This window comes from Massilia sp. UYP32, from assembly GCF_050434365.1.
Lineage (GTDB): Bacteria > Pseudomonadota > Gammaproteobacteria > Burkholderiales > Burkholderiaceae_D > Telluria > Telluria timonae.
This window is the reverse complement of record NZ_JBNDIK010000005.1, coordinates 155,162-180,240: the sequence shown is the minus strand read 5'-3', so window position 1 is coordinate 180,240 and position 25,079 is coordinate 155,162. Positions and strand designations below refer to the sequence as shown.

The window sequence follows — 25,079 nt, the reverse complement described above, 5'->3', positions numbered from 1 at the left end:
TCGCGGCCCTGTCCGGCGCTGAATGGCTGGCGGCGCCTGTTTCCCGCTTGCTATAATCGCAGCTTCGCATCAAAAGCACAGCAAGGCAGGACAGGGCAGTGGCCAAACTCTATTTCAGATACTCGGCGATGAACGCCGGCAAATCGACTGCCCTGTTGCAGGTCGCCCATAACTACGAGGAGCAGGGCCAGCAGGTCAAGCTCTACACGGCGGCGATCGACAACCGCTATGGCGTCGGCCTGATCACCTCGCGCCTGGGCGCGCAGCGTAATGCCGAGGTGTTCGATAGCGACACTAATTTCCTTGAACAAGTGTCTGGCGTGGCTTGCCTGCTGGTCGATGAATCGCAATTTCTCTCCAGTGCACAGGTCAGCCAGCTGCACCAGCTGGCCCAGGTGCGCGGCGTGCCCGTCATCTGCTACGGGCTGCGCAGCGATTTTCGCGGCGAACCGTTCCCCGGTGCGGCCTACCTGCTGGCGCTGGCCGACGATATCGAGGAAATCAAGAATATCTGCACCTGCGGCAAGAAGGCGACCATGAATATCCGCGTCGACGAACAGGGCCGCCGCATCCGCGAAGGCGAACAGGTCAGCATCGGCGGCAACGAGCGCTACCGCCAGGCCTGCGGGCGCTGCTTCTACTCGGCCTGAGCCGGCCATGGCGTTCGCTTGCGGCGCCTGGCTTCCGGCCGCCGCCTGCGCCGCGGCCGGGCCCGCGCTCGACATCCTTGTTTACCTGATCCCGTCGGCCGCGCTGGCCGTGCTGCTGTGGATCGCCTCCAGCGCCCACCCCGCCTTCTTCGTCTTCACCGCCGCCGGCACGCTGTGCCATGAGCTCGCCCATTTCTCGGTGGGCTTGCTGACCAATGCCGAGCCGGTCGGGATGAGCGTCTTCCCGCGCCGGATCAAACGACCCAAGGGTGGCCATAACTGGGAACTCGGCTCGGTCACCTTTGCCAACCTGCGCTGGTACAACGCGGCCCCGGCCGCGCTGGCGCCGCTGCTGGTGCTGCTGGTGCCGCTCGGCGTGGCATGGTGGCGCACGCGTGGGGGCCTGGCCTTCGAGCCGGTCGACCTGGCCATCATGTTCTTCCTCGCGCCCCAGTTCCTGTCATTCTGGCCATCCCCGGTCGACTGGAAGCTGGCGGCCCGTTCCTGGCCCTGGGCGCCACTGCTGGCGCTGGTCCTGGCATGCTGGTATTTCAAGGATGCCGCCCTGGGGCTTATCAAGGCGTAAATACTTGGCGAAAAATCGCTTACGGCAGACTTAATTTCCGGCGATTCCGGCGCTTCAAGCGGGACAAGCCGCCTCTGGCACGTGGTTCTATCCTGTAGAATGGACCGCAAAGCGCGGTATGGCTGGCTTATCGATATTGGTCATGTCGCAATCCGCAGGAATCCCGTACGGAGAAACGCAGAATGAAGAAGCACGTGCTCATCGCCGCCATGGCATTTGCCATGTCCGCCCATGTGGTGACCGCACAGCCCGAGAAATCGGCTGCCATTGCAACGCCCGCGGCGCCTGCCAAGCCGGCGGACTCCAAGAAAGCCGCCCCGGCCCCGTCCTCGCTCGAGATGAAGCCGATCGCCGCCCAGACCCAGGCCGCCCTGTGGGCCTCGCGCGTGCTGGGGCGCTATCACTACAGCCCGGTGCCGCTGGACGACGCGATGTCGGTCAAGATCTTCGACAGCTACTTCGACGGGCTCGACGGCGAGAAGCTGTACTTCGTGCAGGCCGACCTGGATCACTTCGCCGCGCTGCGCACCCAGATGGACGACGCGATCAACAACGAAGACCTGACCGCGCCGTTCGCCATCTACAACCTGTACCAGAAGCGCTTCGCCGAACGCATGGCCTATGCGCGCGGCCTGCTCAAGACCAAGTTCGACTTCACCTCCGACGAGACCATGGAGCTCGACCGCGAGAAGGCGGCCTGGGCCAAGAACGAGGACGAGATCCGCGACCTGTGGCGCAAGCGCGTCAAGAACGACTGGCTGCGCCTTAAACTGGCGGGCAAGGACGACAAATCGATCCGCGAGACGCTCGATAAGCGCTACGACAACTACGTCAACCGCATCCGCAAGCTGAACAACGAGGACGTGTTCCAGATGTTCATGAACGCGTACGCCACCGCGATCGAGCCGCACACCAACTACCTGGGTCCGCGCTCGGCCGACAACTTCGACATCGCGATGCGCCTGTCGCTGGAAGGCATCGGCTGCGTGCTGCAGTCGCGCGACGACTACACCATCATCCGCGAGATCGTGCCGGGCAGCCCGGCCGACAAGTCGGGCAAGCTGAAGGTCGGCGACCGCATCGTCGGCGTGGCCCAGGGCGACAAGCCGTTCGTCGACGTGCTGGGCTGGCGCCTGGACGACGTGGTGGCGCTGGTGCGCGGCGAGAAGGGCTCCACCGTGCGCCTGGACGTGATCCCGGGCGACGGCGGCGTCGATGCCAAGCACGTGACCGTCGCGATGGTGCGCAACAAGATCAGCATGGAAGAGCAGGCCGCCAAGAAGTCGATCATCAAGGTCAAGGAGAACGGCGTCGAACGCCGCATCGGCGTCATTGCGCTGCCGACCTTCTACCAGGACTTCGAAGCGCGCCGCAAGGGCGACCGCGAGTTCCGCAGCGCGACCCGCGACGTCGAACGCATCCTGACCGAGCTCAAGAAAGAGAAGGTCGACAACGTCCTGATCGATTTGCGCAACAATGGCGGCGGCTCGCTGACCGAGGCGGTCGAACTGACCGGCCTGTTCATCGACAAGGGCCCGGTCGTCATGCAGCGCACCGCCGAAGGCCGGGTCGAGGTCGAGAGCGACACCAAGCCGGGCCTGGCCTGGGACGGTCCGATGGGCGTGCTGATCAACCGCGGTTCGGCCTCGGCGTCCGAGATCTTCGCGGCGGCGATCCAGGATTACGGCCGCGGCCTCGTGATCGGCGAGCCGAGCTTCGGCAAGGGCACGGTCCAGACCCTGATCGACCTCGACCGCTTTGCGCCGAACGAGAAGATGCGCTACGGCGAACTGAAGATGACCATCGCCCAGTTCTTCCGCATCAATGGCGGCACCACCCAGCTGCGCGGCGTGACGCCGGACATCAAGTTGCCGGTGCTGACCGATATGGACACCTTCGGCGAATCGTCCTACGACAATGCGTTGCCGTGGGTGGCGATCAAGCCGGCGCAGTACATGCCGCTGGGCGACCTCAAGGAACTCGTCGCACCGCTGCAGAAGCGTCATGAGGAGCGTATTGCCAACGACAAGGACTTCCAGTTCCTGCAGGAAGACATCAACGAGGTGCTGAAGCTGCGCAAGGAAAACGTCATCTCGCTGAACGAGGCCGTGCGCCGCAAGGAGCGTGACGCCCAGGATGCCCGCTCGAAACTGCGCGAAGCGCGCCTGGCCGGCACTTCGGCGACGCCGGGCGAGCCAACCAGCGGTCCGGGCAGCGCCGAAAAACGCGCCGAGGCGCCGGATCCGACCAAGCCCGAGAAATCGGTGGTCGCCCTGCGCGGCACCCCGCGCCAGGACGATGGCCTGCAAGGCGACGAGCGCGATCTCCAGGCCGAGCTGGCGGCCGAGAAAGCGGCCAAGGATGCCAAGGACGTGTTGCTGCAAGAGGCGGCGAACATCCTGGCGGACGAGGTCGGCATGCTGAAGACCGATACCCGGATGGCGTCGCGCGTGATGCCGTATATGACGGTGGTTCAAAGCAAGTAAGCACGCAGCACCGCGGCGAGAGGCCGCACCGGGAAAGGCCGCACCGTGACAGGTGCGGCCTTTTTTTATGGCGCTGTCATCGTTAGCTGTTGATGACCCCGAATGCAATACGCAGCAATTGCTCGACAGAAGTGACCCGCCCGCCATCGCGCGCCCATTGCCAGCCCAGATAATTTGGCAACCAGCGTGACGCCACGCCATGGAAGCGCGCCAGCCATCCCTTGAAGCGCCGGTGGTAGGCGTTCACGTTTTGCACATGGATGGCGCCCTCGATGCCATTGCGGACTCGCTCTCCGGCGCTGAGATTGACAGCCTGGTGTGCGATGCCATGGGCACGGGCGAAGGCGGGATAGGCGGCGTTGGTGTCGGTGACCAGCAGCGCTTGCGGATCGAGTTTCGGCAGAAGGTGCCTGACCAGCTGGGCCACTTTCAGGGCGCCGCGGCCGGTGACGGCGTCGATGGTCTGGCCGCTGCGGTCGCGCGCCACCAGGATGCAGTCGAGGTGATGCGAGATGCCGCGCAGGGCGGCCCTGCCACCGCGCTTGCGCGCCTGGCGGTCGAGCTTGCGCGAACCCTTCTGCGATTCGAGCAGGAACATTTCGTCAGCCTCGACGATACCCAAAAGGCGCTCAGGCCGGTCGTCCTTGACCCGGTCGAGGAAGCGGTGACGCCAGCGGAAGGTCGTGTTGCGGTGCACGCCGATACGCTTGGCCGCGGAGCGGACTGTGCGGGAGTCGAGCACCGTTTCCAGATAATCGAGCCACTTGCTTTTGTGCCTGAGCCGCGCCAGCGGCGTGCCGGTCAGGTCGTTGAAGGTGCGGCCGCATGCACAACAGCGAAAGCGCTGCAAATCGTTGGCCTGGCCGTGCCGGTGGCATCGATCGCAGGCGCAGTCGGGGCAGCGTCGCCCCTTTGATCGGATCTCACCGATGAGGGCGATCACCCGGTCGAGCCCGGCTGCCGGATGCAGCGCAGCCAGCACCTGCTGGCGCTGCGGCTGGTTCAGCAGCGCTAGCTGGGCGAACAGCTCTTCAAACTTCGGCGCTTGCATGGCACGCTCCCGGTCGATGGCGACCGGGATTGGACTGCGCGTCAGCTCAGCAGTTCAATGCTCATCCATATCTAACGAGTACAGCGCCTTTTTTATCGGCGTTCACAGCAATGGGTCCCGCTGCGTTTCTTGCTGGAATAACTAGCAAAGTTATCAGGCCGCGACCAGCCGCGGCACGGCTCTCTCGACAGTCAATGTTCTTTAGGCAAGCTGAAGAGTAAAACATGAATGCTGTAAATAGCTGAAAGATGGCATGAAATGACCAGTACTCAACAGTAAGATCGTATGCACGATTTGCGGTGGGTCAAAATTTAAGTTTTTTTGGTTTGTGATACGATAACTCTGTAGTTGTAAAAATAATAATCCTTACTTATCTTAGGAGTTATCTTCATGTCAACACGTCACCTCGTTGTTGCTGCCCTCCTGGCGTGCGCCGGCGCAGCCCAGGCAGAAGTCGTTTCCACGACAGGCTTCCAAAATGGCTGGACCGCCGGTAACGGCACCAGCGTGATCGGTTCGGGTGTGCTCGGTAGCGACGTCAGCCTGGTCGGCGGCGTCGCGCACGGCACTACCGACAGCCTGATCGGCAAAGCCAGCGCCAGCCTGTCGTCCGCCGACGCACAGAAACTCTTCGTCCAGCAGGGCATCGACGCCTCCTACGTGCTGAGCGCCGGTAATGGCCTGCTCGCAGCCCGTTATGGCAACTCGGTGTCGGTCATCAACGACGGCGACGGCGTGAAGATCGTGCCTGGCCAGAATGCAGGTGGCGGCATCGCGGCGCCTGCCGCGCCAGTCGCCGGCGGTGGTAGTGCCGGCGGCGGCGCCGCGATCGGCGGTGGCGGTGGCGCCGCGGTTGGCGGTGGCGGTGCGACATCGGGCGGCGGCAGCGCGGCGCCAGGCGGCAGCAGCGGCAGCCCGGCCGTGCCGGATTCGGGCAGCGACAGCGGTGGCGGCAACGTGACCGTGCCGGCGCCGGATGCCGATCCGATCTTCACCCTGCCAGTCCAGGACCAGGTCGGCGCATTGCCGGATCAGGTCAACGCCGTGCCGGAACCAGGCACCATCGCGCTGATGCTGGCTGGCCTGATGGGCGCCGGCGCGTTCTCGCGTCGCCGCAACGCCAAGCAGTAATCGCCTTCGGGCTGGGCCCGGCGTCCAGCCCGATCGACCGCGCCGACCATTCTTGGCGGCGCGGCCGTTTCAGGTACAATCCTTGTGAACGATCGTGCTATTCATGACGACAACAACAAGGAGACGACGTGGACCTGTACTACTCCGACGAGGACCTGGCCTTTCGCGACCAGGTCCGCGCCTTTCTCGCTTCCCATCTTCCCCCTGAACTCCAGCACAAGGTTCGCCAGCACCTGCGCCTGAGCCGCGACGACTACGTCCGCTGGCACCGCATCCTGGCCGCACAGGGTTGGGCCGCGCCCGGCTGGCCGGTCGAATACGGCGGTCCGGGCTGGACGCCGCTGCAGCGCCACATCTTCGAAGAGGAATGCGCGCTTGCCGGCACGCCGCAGGTGCTGCCGTTCGGCGTCAATATGGTGGCGCCCGTGATCATGGCCTTCGGCAGCCAGCAGCAGAAGGACTATTACCTGCCGCGCATCCTGTCCTGCGAGGACTGGTGGTGCCAGGGCTATTCCGAACCCGGCGCCGGCTCCGACCTGGCCGCGCTCAAGACGGGCGCCGTCCATCAGCAGGACAGTGCGGGCGATCACTACATCGTCAACGGCCAGAAGACCTGGACCACCCTGGCCCAGCACGCCGACATGATCTTCTGCCTGGTGCGCACCGATCCCGGCGTGCGCAAGCAGGAGGGCATTTCCTTCCTCCTGATCGACATGCGCAGTCCCGGCGTCACCGTGCGCCCGATCGCGATGCTCGACGAAGACCACGAAGTCAACGAAGTCTTCTTCGACAACGTCAAGGTGCCGGTCGCCAACCTGGTGGGCCAGGAAAACCGCGGCTGGACCTATGCCAAATACCTGCTCGGCCACGAGCGCACCGGCATCGCCGCCGTCGGCCGCTCCAAGCGCGAGCTGGCCTTCGTCAAGCGCCTGGCGCTGCGCGAACGCAAGCGCGGACGGGCGCTGCTGGACGATCCCCTGTTCGGCGCGAAAGTGGCGGCGCTCGAGATCGAACTGATGGCGCTCGAGATGACGGTGCTGCGCGTGCTGGCCAGGGGCGAGGCTGCGCCCGGTCCCGAAGCGTCGATGCTGAAGGTGAAGGGCACCGAGATCCAGCAAGCCCTCACCGAGCTGATGGTCGAAGCGGCCGGTCCGCTGGCGCTGCCTTTCGATCCGGCCTACCTGTCCGGCGCGAGCGAACACGCCATCGCGGGCGACGACGATGCGGCTCCGCTGGCGGGCTACTACTTCAATTACCGCAAGACGTCGATCTACGGCGGGTCGAACGAAATCCAACGCAACATCATCTCCCAGATGATCCTGGGACTGTGAGGACGGCATGCATTTCGAACTGAACGGGGAACAGCAGCAGCTGGCCGATGCGATCCGGCGCTGGATCGGCCGCGACTACGGCTTCGAGGCGCGGCGCGCGATCGTCCATTCCGAGCCGGGCGTCTCGCCAGACGCCTGGGCCACGATGGTCGAACTGGGCTTGACGGCGCTGCCGGTGCCCGAGGAACACGGCGGTTTCGGCGGCGACGCCCTCGCCATGTTCGGCGTGATGCAGGAACTCGGCCGTGGGCTGGTGGTCGAACCGTATATGGCGACGGTGCTCGGCGCTGAATTCCTGCGCCAGGGTGGCGGGCACGGTGCGCTGCTCGAACGGGTCGCCGCCGGTGACGTCAAGCTCGCCTGCGCGCTGGGCGAACAACGATCGCGCCACGATGCCTTCGAGATCGCCACGCGGGTCGAGGCCGTCGATGGCGGCTACCGCCTGCATGGCGAGAAGCGGGTGGTGCTGCATGGCGCCGAAGCCAATGCCCTGATCGTATCGGCACGCGGCGCGCAGGGCGCGGTGGGCTCGGTGAGCTCGGGGAGCACAGGCGATGTGGGCAGTGTGGGCAGTGTGGGCAGTGGGGACAGTGGGGGCAGTGGCGACAATGAGCAGGACATGGATGGCGTGAGTCTGTTCGTGGTGCCGCGCGACAGCGCCGGGCTGCGCGTCACCGGTTACCGCACGCTCGATGGCTTGCGTGCGGCTAATGTCGTGCTCGATGGCGTGGTGGTCGCGCGAGACGCCGTGATCGGGGCCGTGGAAGAGGGCGGCGCCATTCTCGATGCGGCGCTCGATTATGGCGCCGGCCTGCTGTGCGCCGAGGCGCTGGGGGCGATGCAGGCCTTATTCGACACGACGCTCGAGTACCTCAAGACGCGCCAGCAGTTCGGCGCGCCGATCGGGAAGTTCCAGGCGCTGCAGCACCGGATGGCCGACATGGCGATCCACCTCGAGCAGGCGCGGTCGATGGCCTTGCTGGCGGCGCTGGCGCTGGCGCGTTCGGGTAGCGGGGCCGATGCCAATGCCGGTGTCAGTCGCGATGCTGCTGCGAACATCGAGACGCGCCGGCGCGTGGTGTCGGCCGCCAAGTACCGCGTGGGCCTGGCCGCGCGCTTCATCGGCCAGGGCGCCATCCAGCTGCACGGCGGCATGGGCGTGACCGACGAGCTGCCGGCCTCACATTACTTCAAGCGCCTGTCGACGATCGAACTGACGCTGGGCGATATGGACCACCACCTGGAGCGCTTCATCGCGCAGCCGGGATTCCGGGAGGCCGCATGACGGCAGGACCAGACGAGGGAGCGGGCACGGCGGCCAACGCGCGCGCGCACGTCCAGGCCGATGCGCCGGCCGGCAAGCGCTGGTATTTCGAAGATTTTTATCCCGGCCAGGAAATCGACCTGGGCGAGCGCAGCGTCACCGAAACCGAGATCCTCGCCTTCGCAAACGCGTTCGACCCGCAGTCCTTCCACGTCGACGCCCAGGCGGCGCAAGCGTCGCCGTACGGCGGCCTGATCGCCAGCGGCTGGCACACCTGCAGCATGATGATGCGCATGGTGGTCGATGGCCTCCTGAGCGCGGCCGACGGCATGGGTTCCCCCGGCCTCGATGGCGTGCGCTGGCTGCAGCCGGTGCGCGCCGGCGACACGCTGCGCGTGCGCTATCTCACGCGCCAGGTCAAGGCGTCCGCCAGCAAACCCGATCGTGGCGTCGTCTGGTCGACCTGGACCGCCACCAACCAGCACGGCGTCCCGGTGTGCACGGTCGACGGCATCGGACTCTACGGGCGCCGGCCCGCCAGGGAGCAATGATGGCCACCACGATCGCACTCGATGCATTGCCGGCGCGGGTCGGCAGCGAAGTCGCCGTGTCCGACTGGTTCGAGGTCGGGCAAGAGCGCATCGCCACCTTCGCCGAAGCCACCGACGACCGCCAGTGGATCCACCTCGATCCCGAGCGCTGCAAGCGCGAGTCGCCGTTCGGCCAGTCGGTGGCGCATGGCTTCCTCACGCTGTCGCTGCTGCCGGCCATGCTCACCAGCGCCCTGGCGATCGAGGGCATGCGGATGGGCGTCAACTATGGCCTGAACAAGGTGCGCTTCCCGAGTCCGCTGCCGGCCGGCAGCCGGGTGCGGGGGCGCTGGACCCTGCGCGGCGCCGATGCGGTCGCCGGCGGCTGGCAATTTACCTGGGACGTGACGATCGAGGCCGACGGGGCCGTCAAGCCCGTGTGCGTGGCCGAGTTCCTGATCCGCTGCTACGCCTGACGCATCCTCATGCAACGTGGCCACCGGCGTTGCCGAGCGCGCCCACGCCGCCCATGCGGTACTGATTGCGCCCACCCGCCTTGGCCTGGTAGAGCAGGGCGTCGGCGCTGGCCACCAGCACGTCGGCGCCTTGCGCATCGCCCGGCACCAGGCTCGCCAGCCCCAGGCTCATCGTCAGGTGCGGGGCCGTGGGCGACGCCGCATGCGGCAGGCCGAGCTGGGCCAGTTCGGCCAGCAGCCGGCGCGCCACGCCTTCGGCGCCGAGCGCATCGAGCTGGGGCAGCAGGATCGCGAATTCCTCGCCGCCATAGCGGGTGACCAGGTCGTGGGTGCGGCCGGCGCCGCGCCGCAGCGCCGCCGCCACCTGCACCAGGCAGGCGTCGCCGGCCTGGTGGCCGTAGTGGTCGTTATAGGCCTTGAAATGGTCGACGTCGGCCAGGATCAGCGCCACCGGCAGCCCGGCGCGCGCGCAGCGGCGCCATTCGGCTTCCAGGCGCTCATCAAAAGCGCGGCGGTTGGCCACGCCCGTCAACGGATCGGTCAGGGTCAACGCGCGCAGGGCGTCGGCCTGGCGCTTGACGGTCAGCTGGGTGCGCACGCGGGCGCGCACCACCGCCGCGTTGACCGGCTTGGTGATGAAGTCGGCAGCGCCGGCCTCCAATGCGCGGGTCTCGTCCTCCGGCGTCTTGAGCGCGGTGACGAAGATGACCGGGATGTCGCGCGTCTCGGGCGCCGCGCGCAGGGCCGCGCACACGGCGTAGCCATCCATGTCGGGCATCATGGCGTCGACCAGGATCAGGTCGGGGTGCTGGGTGCGCGCCAGCTCGAGCGCGCGCTCGCCATCCAGCGCGAACAGCACTTCCTGCTCTTCCTGCAGCGCCGCATGCAGGATCTGGATGTTTTCCATCGCATCGTCGACCACCAGGATGCGGCCATTGAGTGCCATCTCGGTCCAGCTCACGGATTTCCCTTTCGCTTCATGAGGTCTGCCACCTGGCGCGCCGCCTCGTCGAAGCGCAGGGTGGCGACGGCGTCGGCCAGCGCGGCCGCGGCCGGCTGCCCGGCGGCAAGCGCCAACGCCGGCCGCAACGCGCCTTCGGCGGCGATCGCCCTCATATTGTTATTCTCCAGTAAGTGGAGCAGGCGCGCCAGCAAAGCGTGCAGCGTGGCGCCGTCATCCATGCCGGGTAGGTCGTGGGCCGCCTCCTGGGTCAGGTCGTGGGCGGCGGGCGGCGCCAGCTCGCGCGCGGTTGCGGCCACGGCATCGAGGGCGCGCGCCAGGTCGGCCAGGCGCAGGCGCACCGTGCCGTCGTCGGCGTCGCGCAGCGCGTGCTCGAGCGCATGGGCCGCCTCGGCCGCTTCGGTGGCGCCGAGATTGGCGCTCACACCGCGCAGCCGGTGCGCCAGCTGGCCGGCGGCGCCGCGCTCGCCGGCCTCGACATGCGCGCGCAGTTCGCCGAAGGTCTGCGCCTGGCCGTCGGCGAAGCGGATGAACAGCTCGCAGAAGCGCTCGACGCTGCCGGCGAAGCGCGGCAGGGTCGATTTCAGGTCGATGCCGGGCAGGTGCGGCAGCGATGCAGGCAGCGCCGGCTCGGCGTTTGCCGTCGCGGGCGTGTGCTGGCCGCGCTGCGTTACCCGCGACAGGGTCGCCACCAGCGCGTCGACGTCGATCGGCTTGGCCAGGTGCGCCTGCATGCCCGCGTCGAGCGAGCGCTGGCGGTCCTCGTCCATCGCATTCGCGGTCATGGCGACGATCGGCAGGTCCAGGCCGGCGGCGCGGATCGCGGCGGTCGCCTCGAAGCCGTTCATCACCGGCATCTGCAAGTCCATCAGCACCACGTCGAAGGCGGCGTCTTCCTGCAGCATGCTCAGCGCGGCGCGGCCATTGGCGGCGATCTCGAGCGTGGCGCCGGCGTGGGCCAGGATGAAGCCCGCCACTTCCTGGTTGATCTGGTTGTCCTCGACCACGAGCACGCGCAGGCCGCGCAGGGCGCCGGCCAGCGGCGCGCCGGCGGGGACCGGATGCGCCGTCCCGGCGCCGCCCAGCAGCCGGTCCACGGCCGCGCGCAGGCTGGCGCGGGTAAAGGGTTTGCCCAGCACGGCCGTCACGCCCAGCTCGTCGGCCAGCTCGGCATAGCGCTCGGTGTCGGGGTCGGGCGCCAGCAGGCAAAAGCGCGGCGCAGGCACTTGCGCCGCGCGCACGGCCGAAATCAGGGGCAGGCCGTCCAGGCCCGGCATGGCGCTGTCGACGAAGGCGATGTCGTAGCGCGCGCCGCGCAGCGCCTCGAGGGCGGCGGCGCCATCCGGCGCCGTGTCCACCCGCCAGCCGAAGGCGGCGCAGGCCGCGGCCAGGGCGGCGCGCGCGCTGGCGTTGTCGTCGGCCACCAGGACGCGCAGGGCGTCGTCTTCGGGGGCCGGCGCCTCGGGCGCGGCTTCCAGCACCGGGAACGACAGCGCGAAGCGGAAGGCGGCGCCGGCGCCGGGCACGCTGTCCAGGCGCAGGGCGCCGCCGGCCAGCTCCACCAGCCGGCGCGCGATCGACAGGCCCAGGCCGGCCCCGCCATACTTGCGCACGGTCGAGCTGTCAGCCTGCGAGAACACTTCGAAGATGCCGGCCTGCACCTCGGGGGCGATGCCGATGCCGGTGTCGCGCACCTCGAACGCCAGGCGCGCCTGGCCGTCGGCCTCGCCGCGCAGCGCGATCGACAGCACGATTTCGCCGCGCTCGGTGAACTTGACCGCATTGCCGACCAGGTTGAGCAGCACCTGCTCGAGCCGCACCGGATCGCCTTCGAGCAATGGCGGCAGGCGCGGATCGACCGCGAACGCCAGCTCCACGCCCTTGGCCCAGGCGCCGGGGCCGTGCAGCACCGCGATGCTGGCCAGGATCGCGTCCAGGCGCAGCGGGATGCGCTCCAGGGTCAGCTGGCCGGCTTCGATGCGCGAGAAGTCGAGCAGGTCGCTCAGCATGCCCAGCAGCGAGCGGGCGGCGGTGCGCATGCGCGCCACGTAGCCGCGTTCGCGCTGGCCCAGCCGGCCTTCCTCGAGCAGGCGCGCCAGGCCGACGATGGCGTTCATCGGCGTGCGCAGCTCGTGGCTCATGTTCGCCAGGAACTCGCTCTTGGCGCGGCTGGCCTGTTCGGCCAGGCGCAGCGCCGCCTCGAGCTGGACGCCGGTCGCGCGCAGCGCCGCCTCGGCCGCGACCCGGGTGCTGATGTCGCGGATCGTGGCCTGCATCATGCCGACGCCGCCGATGTCGACCCGGGTCAGCAGGATGTCGGCATGGAACACGCTGCCGTCGGCGCGCAGGTGCAGCCACTCGAAGGCGTCGCGGCCCTCGTCCAGGGTGCGCCGCATGTGCTCCAGCGCCACCTCGTTGCTCGGGCGGCCGTCGGCCTGCAGCAGCGGCGACAGGCTGGCCGGCGACTCGTCGAGCAGGGCGGCCGGGGTGGCGAAGCCGAACAGGTCGGCCGCCGCCTGGTTGGCGCTGACGTAGCTGGCGCCGTAGGCCAGCAGCAGGTGGGCGTCGCCGGCGGCCTCGAACAGGGCGCGGAACATCTCCTGGTGGTCGCGCTCGCGCTGCAGCTGGCGCTTGCGCTCGGTGACGTCGAGCACCACCGCGTTCACGCCCATCAGCCGGTGGTCGGGGCCATACACGGGGAAGTAGCTCGAGATCCAGTGCCGCGTGCTGCCCGGCGCCGATGGGGCGTCGCCGGTGGCCTCGATCTCGACCAGCGGCCGGCCGCTGGCGATCACGCGCCGGTAGTTCGCTTCGAACTCCTCGCCGATCGGCCCCAGCAATTCGGGCAGGCTGCGGCCGGCGTGGTCGCGCGCCGGGCGGCCGTTGATGTCGGCCAGGTAGTCGTTGACCATCACCACCCGCAGCTCGGTGTCCATGAAGCACAGGCCGACGGGGATCGAGGCATACACCGTTTCCAGCTGCGCCTTGGAGCGCTCCAGCTCTTGCGTGCGCTCGGCCACCAGCGTCTCGAGGCCGCGCCGGTGTTCCTGCAGCTCGGCGTCGACCCGGCGCAGCGCGTGCGCCACCGTCTCCACCTCGCGGATGCTCGATGACGGCAAGACCAGCGGCTCGCCGCGTCCGAGCCGCTCGGCGGGACCGGCCAGGCCCTGCACGGCGCGCGCGATCGAGCCGCCCAGGGCCCAGGCCAGGGCCAGGCTGATCGCCAGCAGGACGGCGATCACGGCCACCGTCTTGGCCATCGACTGCCCCAGCAGTTCGCCGGCCGCGTTGTACGGATAGCGGATCGTCACCACCCAGCTGTGCTCGGGCGCACGCGCGAAGGCCGCGTAGCCCGGCGCGACGCTACCCCGCGGCAGTTCGACGATGCCGGCGCTGCTGCGCGTCACGGCCGTGGCCAGCGCCGGCTCCATCGGCAAGCCCAGGTGCTGGCCGCCATCGGCGCTGCGCGAGATGGTCAACAGGTGGCGGTCGTAGATGCCGGCGATCCAGCCCTCCGGCAGGTGCTGGCTGTCGAGCAGCTCGGCCATGCGGCGCGGGCGCAGGTGCACCGACAGCACGAAGCGCACCTCGCCCTCGTGCCAGATCGGCACCTCGACCGACAGCGCATACTGGCTGCCGTCGTCCAGCCGGTGCAGGCCGGACGCCACGGTGTTGCCGGTCATGGCCACACGCCGGATGTCGTCCTCGTTGCCGGCGCGCGGCAGCGGCGCGCCGATGGGGTAGCGCGTATTGATCAACGGCATGCCGTTCGGCAGGCTCAGGACGAAGGCCTGGGCCGGGAAGTCGGGCCGCAGCAGGCTCTTGGCCACCCCGTGGATGGCGACCATGTCGCCCCTGGCCATCATCGCCGTATTGGCCAGCACCCGGGCGGCGGTTTCGCCGCTTTCGATGTCGCGGTCGACCGCCGCCGCCAGCACCTCGGCCACCGTCTGGGCGTCGCGCGACACGTGGGCGCGCTCGCGCACGGCGGCGTCGCGCGCCAGGGCGACGTAACCGACCAGGATCGGCAGCGCGCAGGCCAGCACCAGGATATAGAGCTTGGCGCGGATCGAGGGCAGCGAAAAACGGGCAAACGGCAAAGACGACTCCTGGTTTCAACACGGTAACGGGGCGCAGCTGCCATGTTAGCTGGCCCCATCCATGGCGCATAGCGCCTGTTTTGATTGCCACCATGCATCGTCTTCACTCTGCAACATGCTGGATCGGCCATCTTGTCCGGATAGAAAGCCATGAGCTCAGCGGTCGATGCCGGATTGTTACCGTTAGGCGTGGGCAACGAGGCGAAATCGAGACAGTATCGCGCGCCAGCACGATGCCGATAATCACTATTGTTCCCTCAGGCATTAAAATCCCTCTTGCAAGAATTAACCCAAGGGATGGTATGGCAAGGCCAGAGAAAGTCCGCCTCGGCGAAGTGCTGATGCAGCAGAAACTGTTGAGCGAAGAGCAACTGCAGCAGGCGCTCGCCGACCAGAAGCGCACCGGCCGCAAGCTCGGCCGGGTATTCGTCGAAAGCGGCTTCGTCACCGAAGACCAGATTTCGGGCGCGCTGGCGCGCCAGCTCGACATCCCTTACCTGAACCTGAAGTTCTACAACATCAACGCCGACCTGGTGCGCCTGCTGCCCGAGACCGCGGCGCGGCGCTTCCGCGCGCTGGTGCTGGAAGACCGCAGGGAGACGATGCTGGTCGGCGTATCCGACCCGACCGACCTGTTCGCCTACGACGAGATCGCGCGCCTGCTTAAAAAAGGCGTCGAGCTGGCGGTGGTCAACGAGACCGAGGTCCTGGGCGCGATCGACCGCATCTACCGCCGCACCGGCGAGATCACGGGCCTGGCGCGCGAGGTCGAGGCCGACCTGGGCGACGCCTCGATCGATTTCGGCGCGCTGGCCGCCAATCCGGGGCTCGAGGAAGCGCCGATCGTCAAGCTGCTGCAATCGGTGTTCGACGACGCGGCTCAGGTGCGCGCATCCGACATCCACATCGAGCCGCAGGAAGGCCGGCTGCAGATCCGCTTCCGTATCGACGGCGTGCTACACCTGCAGACCGAGGCCGACCTCAAGGTCGCCACGCCGCTCGCGCTGCGCCTGAAACTGATGGCCGATCTCGACATCTCCGAGAAACGCCTGCCGCAGGACGGCCGCTTCGCGGTCAAGGTGCGCAACCAGCGCATCGACGTGCGTATCTCGACCATGCCGACCCAGTACGGCGAATCGGTGGTCATGCGTCTGCTGAACCAGGTCGCCGCCCACCTGCGGCTCGACGCGATCGGCATGCCGGCGCGGCTGGTCGAGCGTTTTCGCGCCATCGTCGCCCGACCCAACGGCCTGGTGCTGGTGACCGGGCCGACCGGCAGCGGCAAGACCACGACGCTGTACAGCGCCTTGTCCGAACTGAACTCGGTCGAGAAAAAGCTCATCACGGTCGAGGATCCGGTGGAATACCGCCTGTCGGGCATCAACCAGGTGCAGGTCAACGACAAGATCGAGCTGTCGTTCGCGCGCGTGCTGCGCTCGGCGCTGCGGCAAGACCCGGACATCGTGCTGGTTGGCGAGATGCGCGACCAGGAAACCGCCGCCATCGGCTTGCGCGCCGCGATGACGGGCCACCTGGTGCTGTCGACGCTGCACACCAACGACGCCGCCTCGACTCCGCTGCGCCTGATGGACATGGGCGTGCCGCGCTATATGGTGAGCGGTTCGCTGCAGGCGGTGCTGGCCCAGCGCCTGGTGCGCGTGATCTGCGAGAGCTGCAGCGTCGACTACCAGCCGGCCGCCAACGAGATCGACTGGCTGCGCGCCGAACTGGGCGAGCATGCCGCGACCACGCGCTTTTATCACGGCAAGGGCTGCTCGCACTGCAACGGCACCGGCTATCGCGGCCGCACCGGCGTCTATGAGTTGCTGGAGATGACGCGCGCCGTCACCGACGCGGTCAACCATCCGGATCCGGGGCACTTCCTCAAGGTCGCCCACACCGAGATGCGCGGCGAGACCCTGCGCCGCCACGCGGTGAGCCTGGCGGTGCAGGGGCGTTCGACCATCGCCGAGGCGATGCGGGTCAGTAACCAGATGGACGACTGATCTCGAAGCCCATGCCATATTTCGCCTACAAGGGCCGCAACGGACGCGGCGAGCAGGTAACGGGCGTGCTCGAAGGCGCCGACAGCGGGGCCGTGGCCGACCAGCTGTTCGGCAGCGGCGTCACGCCGATCGAGATCACCGTCACCCGCAAGCGCGCCACGACCGGTGGCCCGGGCTGGCGCGAGCGCCTGTTCGAGAAGAAGGTCACGTCGATGGACGTGCAGCTGTTCAGCCGCCAGATCCATACCCTGCTCAAGTCCGGCGTGCCGATCATGCGCGGCCTGGCCGGGTTGCAGGAGTCGGCGATCAGTCCGGCGTTCGGCCGCGTGATCAAGGACCTGCGCGAGTCGCTGGACGCGGGCAGGGAATTGTCCGCCGCCATGATGCGCCATCCGCGCTGCTTCTCGCCGTTCTACCTGTCGATGGTGAAGGTCGGCGAGATGACGGGACGCCTGGAAGAAGTCTTCCTGCGCCTGTTCGACCACCTGGAATTCGACCGCGACATGCGCGAGCGGGTCAAGACGGCGCTGCGCTATCCGAGCTTCGTGGTGATCGCGATGGTCATCGCCATGGTGGTGGTCAACATCTTCGTCATTCCGCAGTTCGCCTCGGTGTTCAAGTCGTTCGGGTCCGAATTGCCGCTGATGACGCGTGTGCTGCTGGCCACCTCGGGCTTCACGGTCAAGTGGTGGCCGGCCATCGCCGGCGCCATGGCGCTGGCCTGGTTCGGGTTCAGGGCCTGGACCCGCACCGCGCAGGGGCGGTTGGCGTGGGACCGCCACAAGCTGCGCCTGCCGATCGCCGGCAAGATCATCCACAAGGGGACGATGGCCCGCTTCGCTCGCAGCTTCGCGCTGTCGATGCGCAGCGGGGTGCCGATCGTGCATGCGCTGACCGTGGTGTCGCAGACGGCCGACAACGCCTATCTGAGTTCGCGCATCGAGCAGATGCGCGACGGCGTCGAGCGCGGCGACAGCATCCTGCGCACCTCGACGGCGGCGAACGTGTTTACGCCGATCGTGCTGCAGATGATCGCGGTGGGGGAAGAGACCGGGTCGATCGACGACCTCATGGATGAGATCGGCCAGATGTACGAGCGCGAGGTCGACTACGAGCTCAAGACGCTGTCGAGCCAGATCGAGCCGATCCTGATCACCTTCCTGGGGGCGATGGTGCTGGTCCTGGCGCTGGGGATCTTCATGCCGATGTGGGACCTGGGGCAGGCGGCGATCCATCCGAAATAGGCGCACGCGGTGCGCGCTGTTGCAAAAAGAACGCATCGGCTTGAGTAAACTTAAAATTCCATCAATGAAACATTGCCTTTAAGCGATCCTTTTGCTCTCAAGACATCAAAGTTGCAGTTTCTCACGGTAGAATTGAGCAGCAAGTACATGTTCAGCAGGACGGCCACTCGTCCCCACCACCGTAACGGAGAAAAAAGAATGAAAACCAGTTTCAACAAAAAGGCGCAGAGTGGTTTCACCCTGATCGAACTGATCGTGGTGATCGTCATCCTGGGCATCCTGGCCGCGACCGCGCTGCCAAAGTTTTCCGGCCTGAACGGCGATGCGCGCATCGCGAGCCTGAATGCGGTGAAGGGTTCGCTGGCGTCGACCTCGGCCATGCTGCATGGCCGTGCCCTGATCAACCCGAATCCGCAGAACGGCGTGTTCCAGATCGAAGGCGGCATCAACGTTCCGATGGGAACCACCGGCTACGCGAATGCATCGACCGAGCTCGCTGCCGCCGCCGGATTGAGCACCGATGACTACACCGTCGCCGACGAAGGCACGGTGCTGAAAATCACGCCGAAGAGCGTGCCTTCCGCGCTCGCGACGACCTGCCATGTCACTTATACGGAAGCCGCCAGCGCCAATGCCGCGCCGGTCATCGCCCTGGCCAACAACCTGAAGTGCGAGTAAGTTTCGCCTGATGCACGACGGGCGCTGCGATTGCAGCGCCTTTTGTTTATGGACAGCCCGCGTGCTTGTGCTTTCTGACCACACTCGGCGGCCAACTTGCGCTGGATCAGCGATTTTTTACGATTCCGGCGCGTGCGTCTTGTCTATAATCAAGTCTTCAAAAGCCGACAATGTACGATCACCGACACAGCTTGCATGCGTTTGTTTAAGAAAGCGAAAAGAAGGGATGGCTGGCTGACCGTGGCGCTCCATCGCGATGGCATGGCGCTTGCAAGCGTCGAGCGTCATCCGGATGGCAAGCCGCTGGTGCATCTGGCCCAGTTCCTTCCGGGATCGACCGGAGCCGACGCGCTCGAGAAGGCCGGGCGCGACGTGCAGGCGCATCTGCGCCACTGCATCGCCTTGCTGTCCGGCGGCGAATACCAGATCCTCAACGTCGAAGCGCCGAACGTGCCGCGCGAGGAAATGAAGACGGCGATCCGCTGGCGCCTGAAGGACATCCTCGATTTTCCGGCGCTCGAGGCCACCATCGACGTGCTCGACATCCCGCTCGACGCCAACGCGCGCGCCCAGCAATCGATCTTCGCGGTCGCCGCCCGCAACACCGTGATCCAGCCGCGCCAGAAGCTGTTCCTCGACGCCAAGGTCGACCTGCACGCGATCGACATCCCCGAGATGGCCCAGCGTAACGTGTCGGCCATGCTGGAGCCGGAAGGGCGCGGCGTCGCCATGCTCTCGTTCGGCGACGACGGCGGCCTGCTGACCGTGTCGTATCGCGGCGAACTGTACCTGGCGCGCCGCTTCGACGTCACCCTGGCCCAGCTGCTCGAGCCGGACCACGAGCGCAAGCACCAGGCCTTCGACAAGATCACGCTGGAGCTGCAACGCTCGCTCGACCATTTCGAGCGCCAGTACTCCTTCATCAGCGTTGCCAAGCTGGTGCTGGGACCGTCGGCCGTGAGCGGCCTGGACGAGTACCTGTCGAGCAATCTGTACACGCCGGTCGAGACGCTCGACCTGGCCACGCTATTCGACCTGTCGCGCACGCCCGCGCTGGCGGACCAGGCGCAGCAGCAGCGTTTCTTTCTCGCGATCGGCGCCGCGCTGCGCGAAGGCGAGGCCGCATGAAGCAACAGATCAACCTGTTCAATCCGGCCTTCCAGCCGCAGAAGCAGGTACTGTCGAGCGCCACCATCGCGCTGGCGGTCGGCGCCGTGCTCGCCGGCGTCGCCATCCTCGCCGTCATCGGCAAGATGGAAACGGCCGAACTGCGGCGCCAGGCCGACAGCGGCGCCGTCCAGCTCGAGAAACGCCAGGCGCGCCTGGCGTCGGCCAACCGCGAATTCGTCCCGCGCCAGAAGGATGCGACGCTGGAGGCGCAGATCGCCGAGGCCAACACGCAACTGGCCGCGATGCGCCACATCTCCGGTGCGCTGTCGCGCGGCGAACTGGGCGACACGGGCGGCTTCGCCGGCTATTTCAGGGCGCTGGCGCGCCAGAGCGCGCAAGGCCTGTGGCTGACCGGCGTGACGGTCGGCGCCGGCGGCGCGCAGATCGGGATCAAGGGCCGCACGGTCGATCCGGCCATGGTGCCGGGCTACCTGAACCGCCTGACCCATGAGCCGCTGATGCAAGGCAAGTCGTTCGCCAGCCTGCAGATCGGCGAAGCCGCGCCGCTGCAGGTGCCGGATGCGGACGGCAAGCCCGCCACGCGCCCGGCGCCCTACATCGAATTCAGCCTGCAATCGGTGCCTGAGGAGCAGGGCAAATGAAGGAGCGGATCCTGACCCTGCGCGCGCGCATCGACGCGCTGTCGCTGCGCGAACGCGCCCTGGTGTGCCTGGCGGCGTGCGCGCTGCTGGCCTTCCTCGGCCACGCGCTGGTGCTGGCGCCGATGGAAGCGGCCCAGGAGGCGCTGCGCGCCCAGATCGCCCAGCAGCGCAGCGGGATGGCGGCCATCGACGAGGCCATCACCGGCCGCGTGCAAGCCTTCCAGCACGACCCCGACGCGCAAGCGCGCACGCGCCTGAATGCGCTGCGCCAGGAGATGGGCCAGCTTGGCGACCAGCTGCTGGCCATCGAGCACGGCCTGGTGCCGCCCGAGCGCATGGGGCCGCTGATCGACGGCATCCTGCGCGCCAACGGGCGCCTGAAACTGGTGTCGATGCGCACCTTGCCGGTCGAGCCGCTGGCGGGACCGGGAACGCCGGCGCCGGCGCCCGCGCCGGCCGCCGCCCCCTTGCTGTACCGCCACGGCATCGAAGTCACGGTGCGCGGCAATTATCTCGACATGGTCGACTACATGAGCGCACTCGATGCGATGCCGACCCGGATGTTCTGGGGCCGCGCCCAGCTCGACGTGGAGGAGTATCCCGCCGCGCGCCTGACGCTCACCCTGCATACCCTGAGCCTGGACCGACAATGGATGAAGCTGTGAAGAACCTGTTCCTGACCGTGCTGGCCTGCCTGGCGCTGGCCCAACCCGCGAGCGCGCAGGCGCTGCTCGACCCGACCCGCCCGCCGCCGGGCATGGACCGGATCGCGCCGCAGGCCACCGCCGCCGACGATGCGCCGCGCCTGCAATCGGTGCTGATCGCGCGCCATGCGGGCGGCCGTCACGTGGCCGTGATCGACGGCGAGACGGTGCGCCTGGGCGAGACCTTCAAGGGCGCGCGCGTGGCGCGCGTCAGCGCCAACGAGGTCGTGCTGGTGCGCGGCAGCGAACGCCAGGTGCTGCGCATGGACGCGCCGCTGCCGGGCATGACGCCGGCCGCCAAATGACAAGGGATTCCACCATGACGAAGCTTTTCGCGACTCCCTGCGCGCTGGCCGCGGCGCTGTTGCTGGCCGCTTGCCAGAGCGCGCCGCCGAACGCCACCTACGACGCCATCGCCCAGGAGATGGCCAAGGCCAACAGCCAGCCGGCGCCGCGCCCGGCGGTCGACGATGCGGTGGCCAATGCGCTGCTGCCGCCGGCCGCGACCCTGGCCAGCCAGCTGCCGAAAGCGCGGCCGGCGCTCGAGGAGCGCTTCAATGTCGCCTTCAACAACGTGCCGGCGCAGCAGTTCTTCCGCTCGATCGTGGCCGGCACCCGCTACAACATGCTGGTGCACCCGGACGTGAGCGGCAATATCAGCGCCAACCTGAAGGACGTGACCCTGGTCGAGACGCTGGAAGCGGTGCGCGACATGTACGGCTACGACTACAGGATCGATGGCGCGCGCATCAGCATCCGTCCGCTGACCATGCAGACCCGGATGTTCCAGGTGAACTACCTGACCGCCAGCCGGCGCGGGATGTCGAACACGCGCGTGTCCTCGACCTCGGTGGCGGACGCCGGCAATAACAGTAACAACGGCGGCAACAACAGCGGCGGGATGGGGCAGGGCTTCGGCAACCAGGACGGGCAGAACGGCCAGAACGGCCAGAACGGCCAGAACGGCAACAACCTGAACGGCCAGCGCCAGCTCAACAGCACCGACGTCCAGACCCGCTCCGACAACGACTTCTGGAAAGACCTGAAGGAATCGATCGTCGCCATCGTCGGCACGCTCGAAGGCGGACGCAGCGTGGTGGTCAGCCCGCAGTCCGGCGTGCTGGTGATCCGCGCCATGCCGGACGAATTGCGCAACGTCGATGCCTACCTGAAGGCGACCCAGCTGTCGGTGGACCGCCAGGTGATCCTGGAAGCGAAGATCCTCGAGGTGGAACTGTCCGACAGCTACCAGAGCGGCATCAACTGGGCCTCGTTCGCTTCGTTCCGCGGCGGCACCGCCAACCGCGTCTCGGGCGGCATGATCGCGCCCGGCGCGAACCTGGCGCCGCTGCCCTACGGCGGCGGCCAGCCGGCCGTGATCAACAACGGCTCGGGCCTGTCGGCCAGCACCGGCTTCTCGCTGTCGAACGCGGCCAGCGCGGCCGGTTCGCTGTTCGGCTTCGCCTTCCAGACCAATAACTTCGCGGCCCTGATCACCTTCCTGGAGTCGCAGGGCAGCGTGCACGTGCTGTCCAGCCCCCGCATCGCGGCGATCAACAACCAGAAGGCCGTGCTCAAGATCGGCACCGACGAATTTTTCGTCACCGGCATTACCAACAACATCAACACCACCAACAGCAGCACCATCGTCAGCCCGAGCGTGACGGTGCAGCCGTTCTTCTCGGGCGTGGTGCTGGACGTGACGCCGCAGATCGACGATAAAGGGAATATTCTGCTGCACGTGCACCCGTCGGTGAGCCAGGTCACGACCGTCAACAAGGACGTCGACCTCGGTTCTGGCGGCACCCTGCGCCTGCCGCTGGCGGCGTCGAGCACCTCGGAGCTCGACAGCATCGTGCGCGGCCGCGACGGCCAGGTGGTCGCGATCGGCGGCCTGATGCGCCAGGCCTCGAGCGGCGACACCGACCAGCTGCCGGGCGCCGACAAGATCCCGCTGCTGGGCAATCTGTTCCGCAACAAGAACCGCACGAGCCAGAAGCGCGAGCTGGTGGTGCTGATCAAGCCGACCATCGTCGAAGGGGCGAGCGACTGGAGCCAGGACATGCTCGACGCCGGCCGCCGCATCGAACAGCTCGATCCGCGCAGCCGCGGCCGTACTTTGGACGCGGACTGATGTACGCGGCGCACTTCGGCCTGCGCGAGCTGCCGTTCGGGATCACGCCCGACACCAGCTTCTTCTTCGGCAGCCCGCGTTCGCAGGAAGCGCTGAACACGCTGCTGGTGGCGACCCGCGGCGGCGAAGGCTTCATCAAGATCACCGGCGAAGTCGGCACCGGCAAGACGCTGTTGTGCCGCAAGTTCATGGCCACGCTGGGCGAGGGCTTCGTCACCGCCTACATCCCGAATCCCTACCTGGAGCCGCGCACCCTGATGCTGGCGCTGGCCGACGAGCTGGAAATCCCGCTCGAGCGCGACGTCGACCAGCACCAGCTGCTCAAGGCGATCAACCTGCGCCTGCTCGAGCTGGCCGGGCAGGACTTGCGTGTGGTGCTGTGCCTCGACGAGGCGCAGGCGATTCCGGTCGAAAGCCTGGAGGCCCTGCGCCTGTTGACCAATCTCGAGACCGAGAAGAGAAAGCTCCTGCAGATCGTCCTGTTCGGCCAGCCGGAACTGAACCGCAAGCTCGAACTCGCGTCGATTCGCCAGCTGGCCCAGCGCATCACCTTTCATTACCACCTCGGTCCGCTGAGCCGCGACGACCTCGATTTCTATGTGGCGCACCGCCTGCGCGTGGCCGGTTTTACCGGCGCGCGCCTGTTCTCGGGCGCCGCGATCCGTGGCTTGTATAAAGCCAGCGGTGGCGTGCCGCGCCTGGTCAACATCATGGCGCACAAGGCGCTGATGCTCAGCTACGGCCAGGGCAAGCAGCAGGTGATCAAAAGCCACGTGGCGATCGCCGCGCGCGACACGGTGGGCGTGACGCGCACGATCTGGACCTGGTTGCTAGCGGGCGCCGTCGTCGCCGGGGCGGCGGCCGGCTTGGCCTGGGCGTTGGCGCTATGAGCCTGATCAACAAGATGCTGCAAGACCTCGATGCGCGCGCCGGCCAGCCCGGCGCCGCGCCGCTGCCGGCCGACGTGCGCCTGGCGCCGGCGCCCGAGCCGAGGGCGAGGTGGATGCGTGGCGCGCTGGCGGGCGGGGCGGTGATCGCCGCCGCCGCTGCCGGCGTGATCGGCTGGCAGGACATGGGCGAGCCGCAGGCGCCGGTGGCTGCGGCTGCGCCGGCGCAGCCTGCGGCGCTCGCGCTGCCGGTGGCGGCGCCGGTGCCAGTGGTGGACGTTGCGCCGCCACCACCGCCGCCTGCGCCGCAGTCCGTGCCGGAGCCCGAGCCGGAACCGGCGCAGGCTCCGCCAGCACCGCCCAGGGACACCGCGCGTGCGTCGGCCAGGGCCGCGCCCGCGCCCGCGCCACGCAAGCCGGCGGCGCCCGCCGTCGTGGGCGGCCGCAGCGAGACGGCGGCGCAGCGCACCGAGAACACCTACCGGCGCGCGTTGCTGGCGCTGGAAGACGGCCGCGTCACCGAGGCGATCGCGACCCTGCAGGCCGCCCTGAAGCTCGATCCGCGCCATGAGGCGTCGCGGCAAACGCTGGTGGGCCTCCTGATCGAGGCCAGGCGGCCGGACGAGGCGATGCGCCAGCTGCAGGCGGCGCTGGCCCTCGATGCGCGCCAGCCTTCGCTGGCGATGTTGCTGGCGCGCCTGCAGCTGGAGCGGGGCGGCCCTGCGCTCGACACCTTGACGCGCACCCTGCCGCATGCGGCAGGCAATGGCGAGTACCACGCCTTCCTGGCCGGCGTGCTGCAGCGCGAAGGCCGTCATCGCGAAGCGGCCGGGCATTACCAGGCCGCGCTGCGCACCGCGCCGGGCAATGGCGTGTGGTGGATGGGCCTGGGCATCTCGCTGCAGGCCGAGAAGCGCGATCCGGAAGCGGTGGCGGCGTTCTGGCAGGCGCTGGGCAGCGGGACGCTGTCGCCCGAACTGACGGCCTTCGTCGAGCGCCGCCTGGGACAGCTCGAGCGCTAGCGGCCGGCCATTCATGTTGTTGTGATAGCATCGCCGGGTTCGTTTCATCCCTGGCATTTATTTGCA

Annotated in this window: 21 protein-coding genes; 18 read left to right on the top strand and 3 right to left on the bottom strand. The window is 67.7% G+C overall.

The window, feature by feature from the left end:
• Positions 1 to 98 precede the first annotated feature (98 nt).
• The 3 genes from ABIB42_RS05855 (at position 99) to ABIB42_RS05845 (ending at position 3,722) form a co-directional block, all read left to right on the top strand.
• A complete protein-coding gene (locus tag ABIB42_RS05855) occupies positions 99 to 650 on the top strand; it encodes a thymidine kinase (protein ID WP_429248041.1) in 552 nt (183 codons plus the stop codon).
• 7 nt (positions 651 to 657) lie between these two features.
• Complete coding sequence (locus tag ABIB42_RS05850) at positions 658 to 1,236, top strand: hypothetical protein (RefSeq protein WP_071363115.1); 579 nt, start codon at positions 658 to 660, stop codon at positions 1,234 to 1,236.
• Between the two features lie 182 nt (positions 1,237 to 1,418).
• Positions 1,419 to 3,722: a carboxy terminal-processing peptidase gene (locus ABIB42_RS05845; protein ID WP_429248040.1), complete on the top strand. Its 2,304-nt coding sequence runs from the start codon at positions 1,419 to 1,421 to the stop codon at positions 3,720 to 3,722.
• Between the two features lie 82 nt (positions 3,723 to 3,804).
• On the opposite strand, the gene ABIB42_RS05840 is transcribed toward ABIB42_RS05845, so the two are convergent.
• A complete protein-coding gene (locus ABIB42_RS05840; RefSeq protein WP_219863825.1) occupies positions 3,805 to 4,773 on the bottom strand; it encodes an IS1595 family transposase in 969 nt (322 codons plus the stop codon).
• Positions 4,774 to 5,163: 390 nt separating this feature from the next.
• On the opposite strand from ABIB42_RS05840, the gene ABIB42_RS05835 reads away from it, so the two are divergent.
• The 5 genes from ABIB42_RS05835 (at position 5,164) to ABIB42_RS05815 (ending at position 9,505) form a co-directional block, all read left to right on the top strand.
• The gene (locus ABIB42_RS05835) at positions 5,164 to 5,904 is read left to right on the top strand and encodes a PEP-CTERM sorting domain-containing protein (protein WP_143054599.1); all 741 of its coding nucleotides are present in this window, start codon (positions 5,164 to 5,166) and stop codon (positions 5,902 to 5,904) included.
• A gap of 128 nt (positions 5,905 to 6,032) precedes the next feature.
• Positions 6,033 to 7,235, top strand: a complete 1,203-nt coding sequence (locus ABIB42_RS05830; protein ID WP_314444993.1) for an acyl-CoA dehydrogenase family protein — start codon at positions 6,033 to 6,035, stop codon at positions 7,233 to 7,235.
• 7 nt (positions 7,236 to 7,242) lie between these two features.
• Positions 7,243 to 8,520, top strand: a complete 1,278-nt coding sequence (locus ABIB42_RS05825; RefSeq protein ID WP_429248039.1) for an acyl-CoA dehydrogenase family protein — start codon at positions 7,243 to 7,245, stop codon at positions 8,518 to 8,520.
• On the top strand, positions 8,517 to 9,050 hold the full coding sequence (locus ABIB42_RS05820; protein ID WP_273161425.1) for a MaoC family dehydratase: 534 nt from the start codon (positions 8,517 to 8,519) through the stop codon (positions 9,048 to 9,050). Before ABIB42_RS05825 ends, ABIB42_RS05820 begins: the two co-directional genes overlap by 4 nt.
• Positions 9,050 to 9,505, top strand: a complete 456-nt coding sequence (locus tag ABIB42_RS05815) for a MaoC family dehydratase (RefSeq protein ID WP_429248038.1) — start codon at positions 9,050 to 9,052, stop codon at positions 9,503 to 9,505. The genes ABIB42_RS05820 and ABIB42_RS05815 overlap by 1 nt, the downstream gene beginning before the upstream one ends.
• Before the next feature lie 7 nt (positions 9,506 to 9,512).
• Here the strand turns inward: ABIB42_RS05815 and ABIB42_RS05810 are convergent, their stop codons facing one another.
• Complete coding sequence (locus tag ABIB42_RS05810; RefSeq protein ID WP_143054598.1) at positions 9,513 to 10,466, bottom strand: diguanylate cyclase domain-containing protein; 954 nt, start codon at positions 10,464 to 10,466, stop codon at positions 9,513 to 9,515.
• On the bottom strand, positions 10,463 to 14,566 hold the full coding sequence (locus ABIB42_RS05805; protein ID WP_429248037.1) for a response regulator: 4,104 nt from the start codon (positions 14,564 to 14,566) through the stop codon (positions 10,463 to 10,465). Before ABIB42_RS05805 ends, ABIB42_RS05810 begins: the two co-directional genes overlap by 4 nt.
• A gap of 302 nt (positions 14,567 to 14,868) precedes the next feature.
• On the opposite strand from ABIB42_RS05805, the gene ABIB42_RS05800 reads away from it, so the two are divergent.
• From ABIB42_RS05800 to ABIB42_RS05755, 10 genes are all read left to right on the top strand, one after another.
• Positions 14,869 to 16,572 (top strand): GspE/PulE family protein, encoded by a 1,704-nt coding sequence (locus ABIB42_RS05800; protein ID WP_273161427.1) that lies wholly within the window; start codon positions 14,869 to 14,871, stop codon positions 16,570 to 16,572.
• Positions 16,573 to 16,583: 11 nt separating this feature from the next.
• Positions 16,584 to 17,816, top strand: a complete 1,233-nt coding sequence (locus ABIB42_RS05795; protein WP_429248036.1) for a type II secretion system F family protein — start codon at positions 16,584 to 16,586, stop codon at positions 17,814 to 17,816.
• A 198-nt stretch (positions 17,817 to 18,014) separates the two neighbouring features.
• Entirely contained in the window at positions 18,015 to 18,494 is a 480-nt protein-coding gene (locus ABIB42_RS05790) for a type II secretion system protein (protein WP_005670133.1), read from the top strand.
• A 195-nt stretch (positions 18,495 to 18,689) separates the two neighbouring features.
• Positions 18,690 to 19,622 (top strand): hypothetical protein, encoded by a 933-nt coding sequence (locus ABIB42_RS05785; RefSeq protein WP_005670136.1) that lies wholly within the window; start codon positions 18,690 to 18,692, stop codon positions 19,620 to 19,622.
• Complete coding sequence (locus tag ABIB42_RS05780; RefSeq protein WP_184237599.1) at positions 19,619 to 20,266, top strand: hypothetical protein; 648 nt, start codon at positions 19,619 to 19,621, stop codon at positions 20,264 to 20,266. The genes ABIB42_RS05785 and ABIB42_RS05780 overlap by 4 nt, the downstream gene beginning before the upstream one ends.
• Positions 20,263 to 20,931 (top strand): type II secretion system protein GspM, encoded by a 669-nt coding sequence (gspM, locus tag ABIB42_RS05775; RefSeq protein ID WP_184237597.1) that lies wholly within the window; start codon positions 20,263 to 20,265, stop codon positions 20,929 to 20,931. The genes ABIB42_RS05780 and gspM overlap by 4 nt, the downstream gene beginning before the upstream one ends.
• The gene (locus tag ABIB42_RS05770; RefSeq protein WP_071363103.1) at positions 20,916 to 21,275 is read left to right on the top strand and encodes a hypothetical protein; all 360 of its coding nucleotides are present in this window, start codon (positions 20,916 to 20,918) and stop codon (positions 21,273 to 21,275) included. Before gspM ends, ABIB42_RS05770 begins: the two co-directional genes overlap by 16 nt.
• A gap of 14 nt (positions 21,276 to 21,289) precedes the next feature.
• Positions 21,290 to 23,104, top strand: a complete 1,815-nt coding sequence (gene mshL, locus ABIB42_RS05765; RefSeq protein WP_005670146.1) for a pilus (MSHA type) biogenesis protein MshL — start codon at positions 21,290 to 21,292, stop codon at positions 23,102 to 23,104.
• Positions 23,104 to 23,994: an ExeA family protein gene (locus ABIB42_RS05760; RefSeq protein WP_005670148.1), complete on the top strand. Its 891-nt coding sequence runs from the start codon at positions 23,104 to 23,106 to the stop codon at positions 23,992 to 23,994. The genes mshL and ABIB42_RS05760 overlap by 1 nt, the downstream gene beginning before the upstream one ends.
• Entirely contained in the window at positions 23,991 to 25,013 is a 1,023-nt protein-coding gene (locus ABIB42_RS05755) for a tetratricopeptide repeat protein (protein WP_219863841.1), read from the top strand. The genes ABIB42_RS05760 and ABIB42_RS05755 overlap by 4 nt, the downstream gene beginning before the upstream one ends.
• Positions 25,014 to 25,079: the final 66 nt, after the last annotated feature.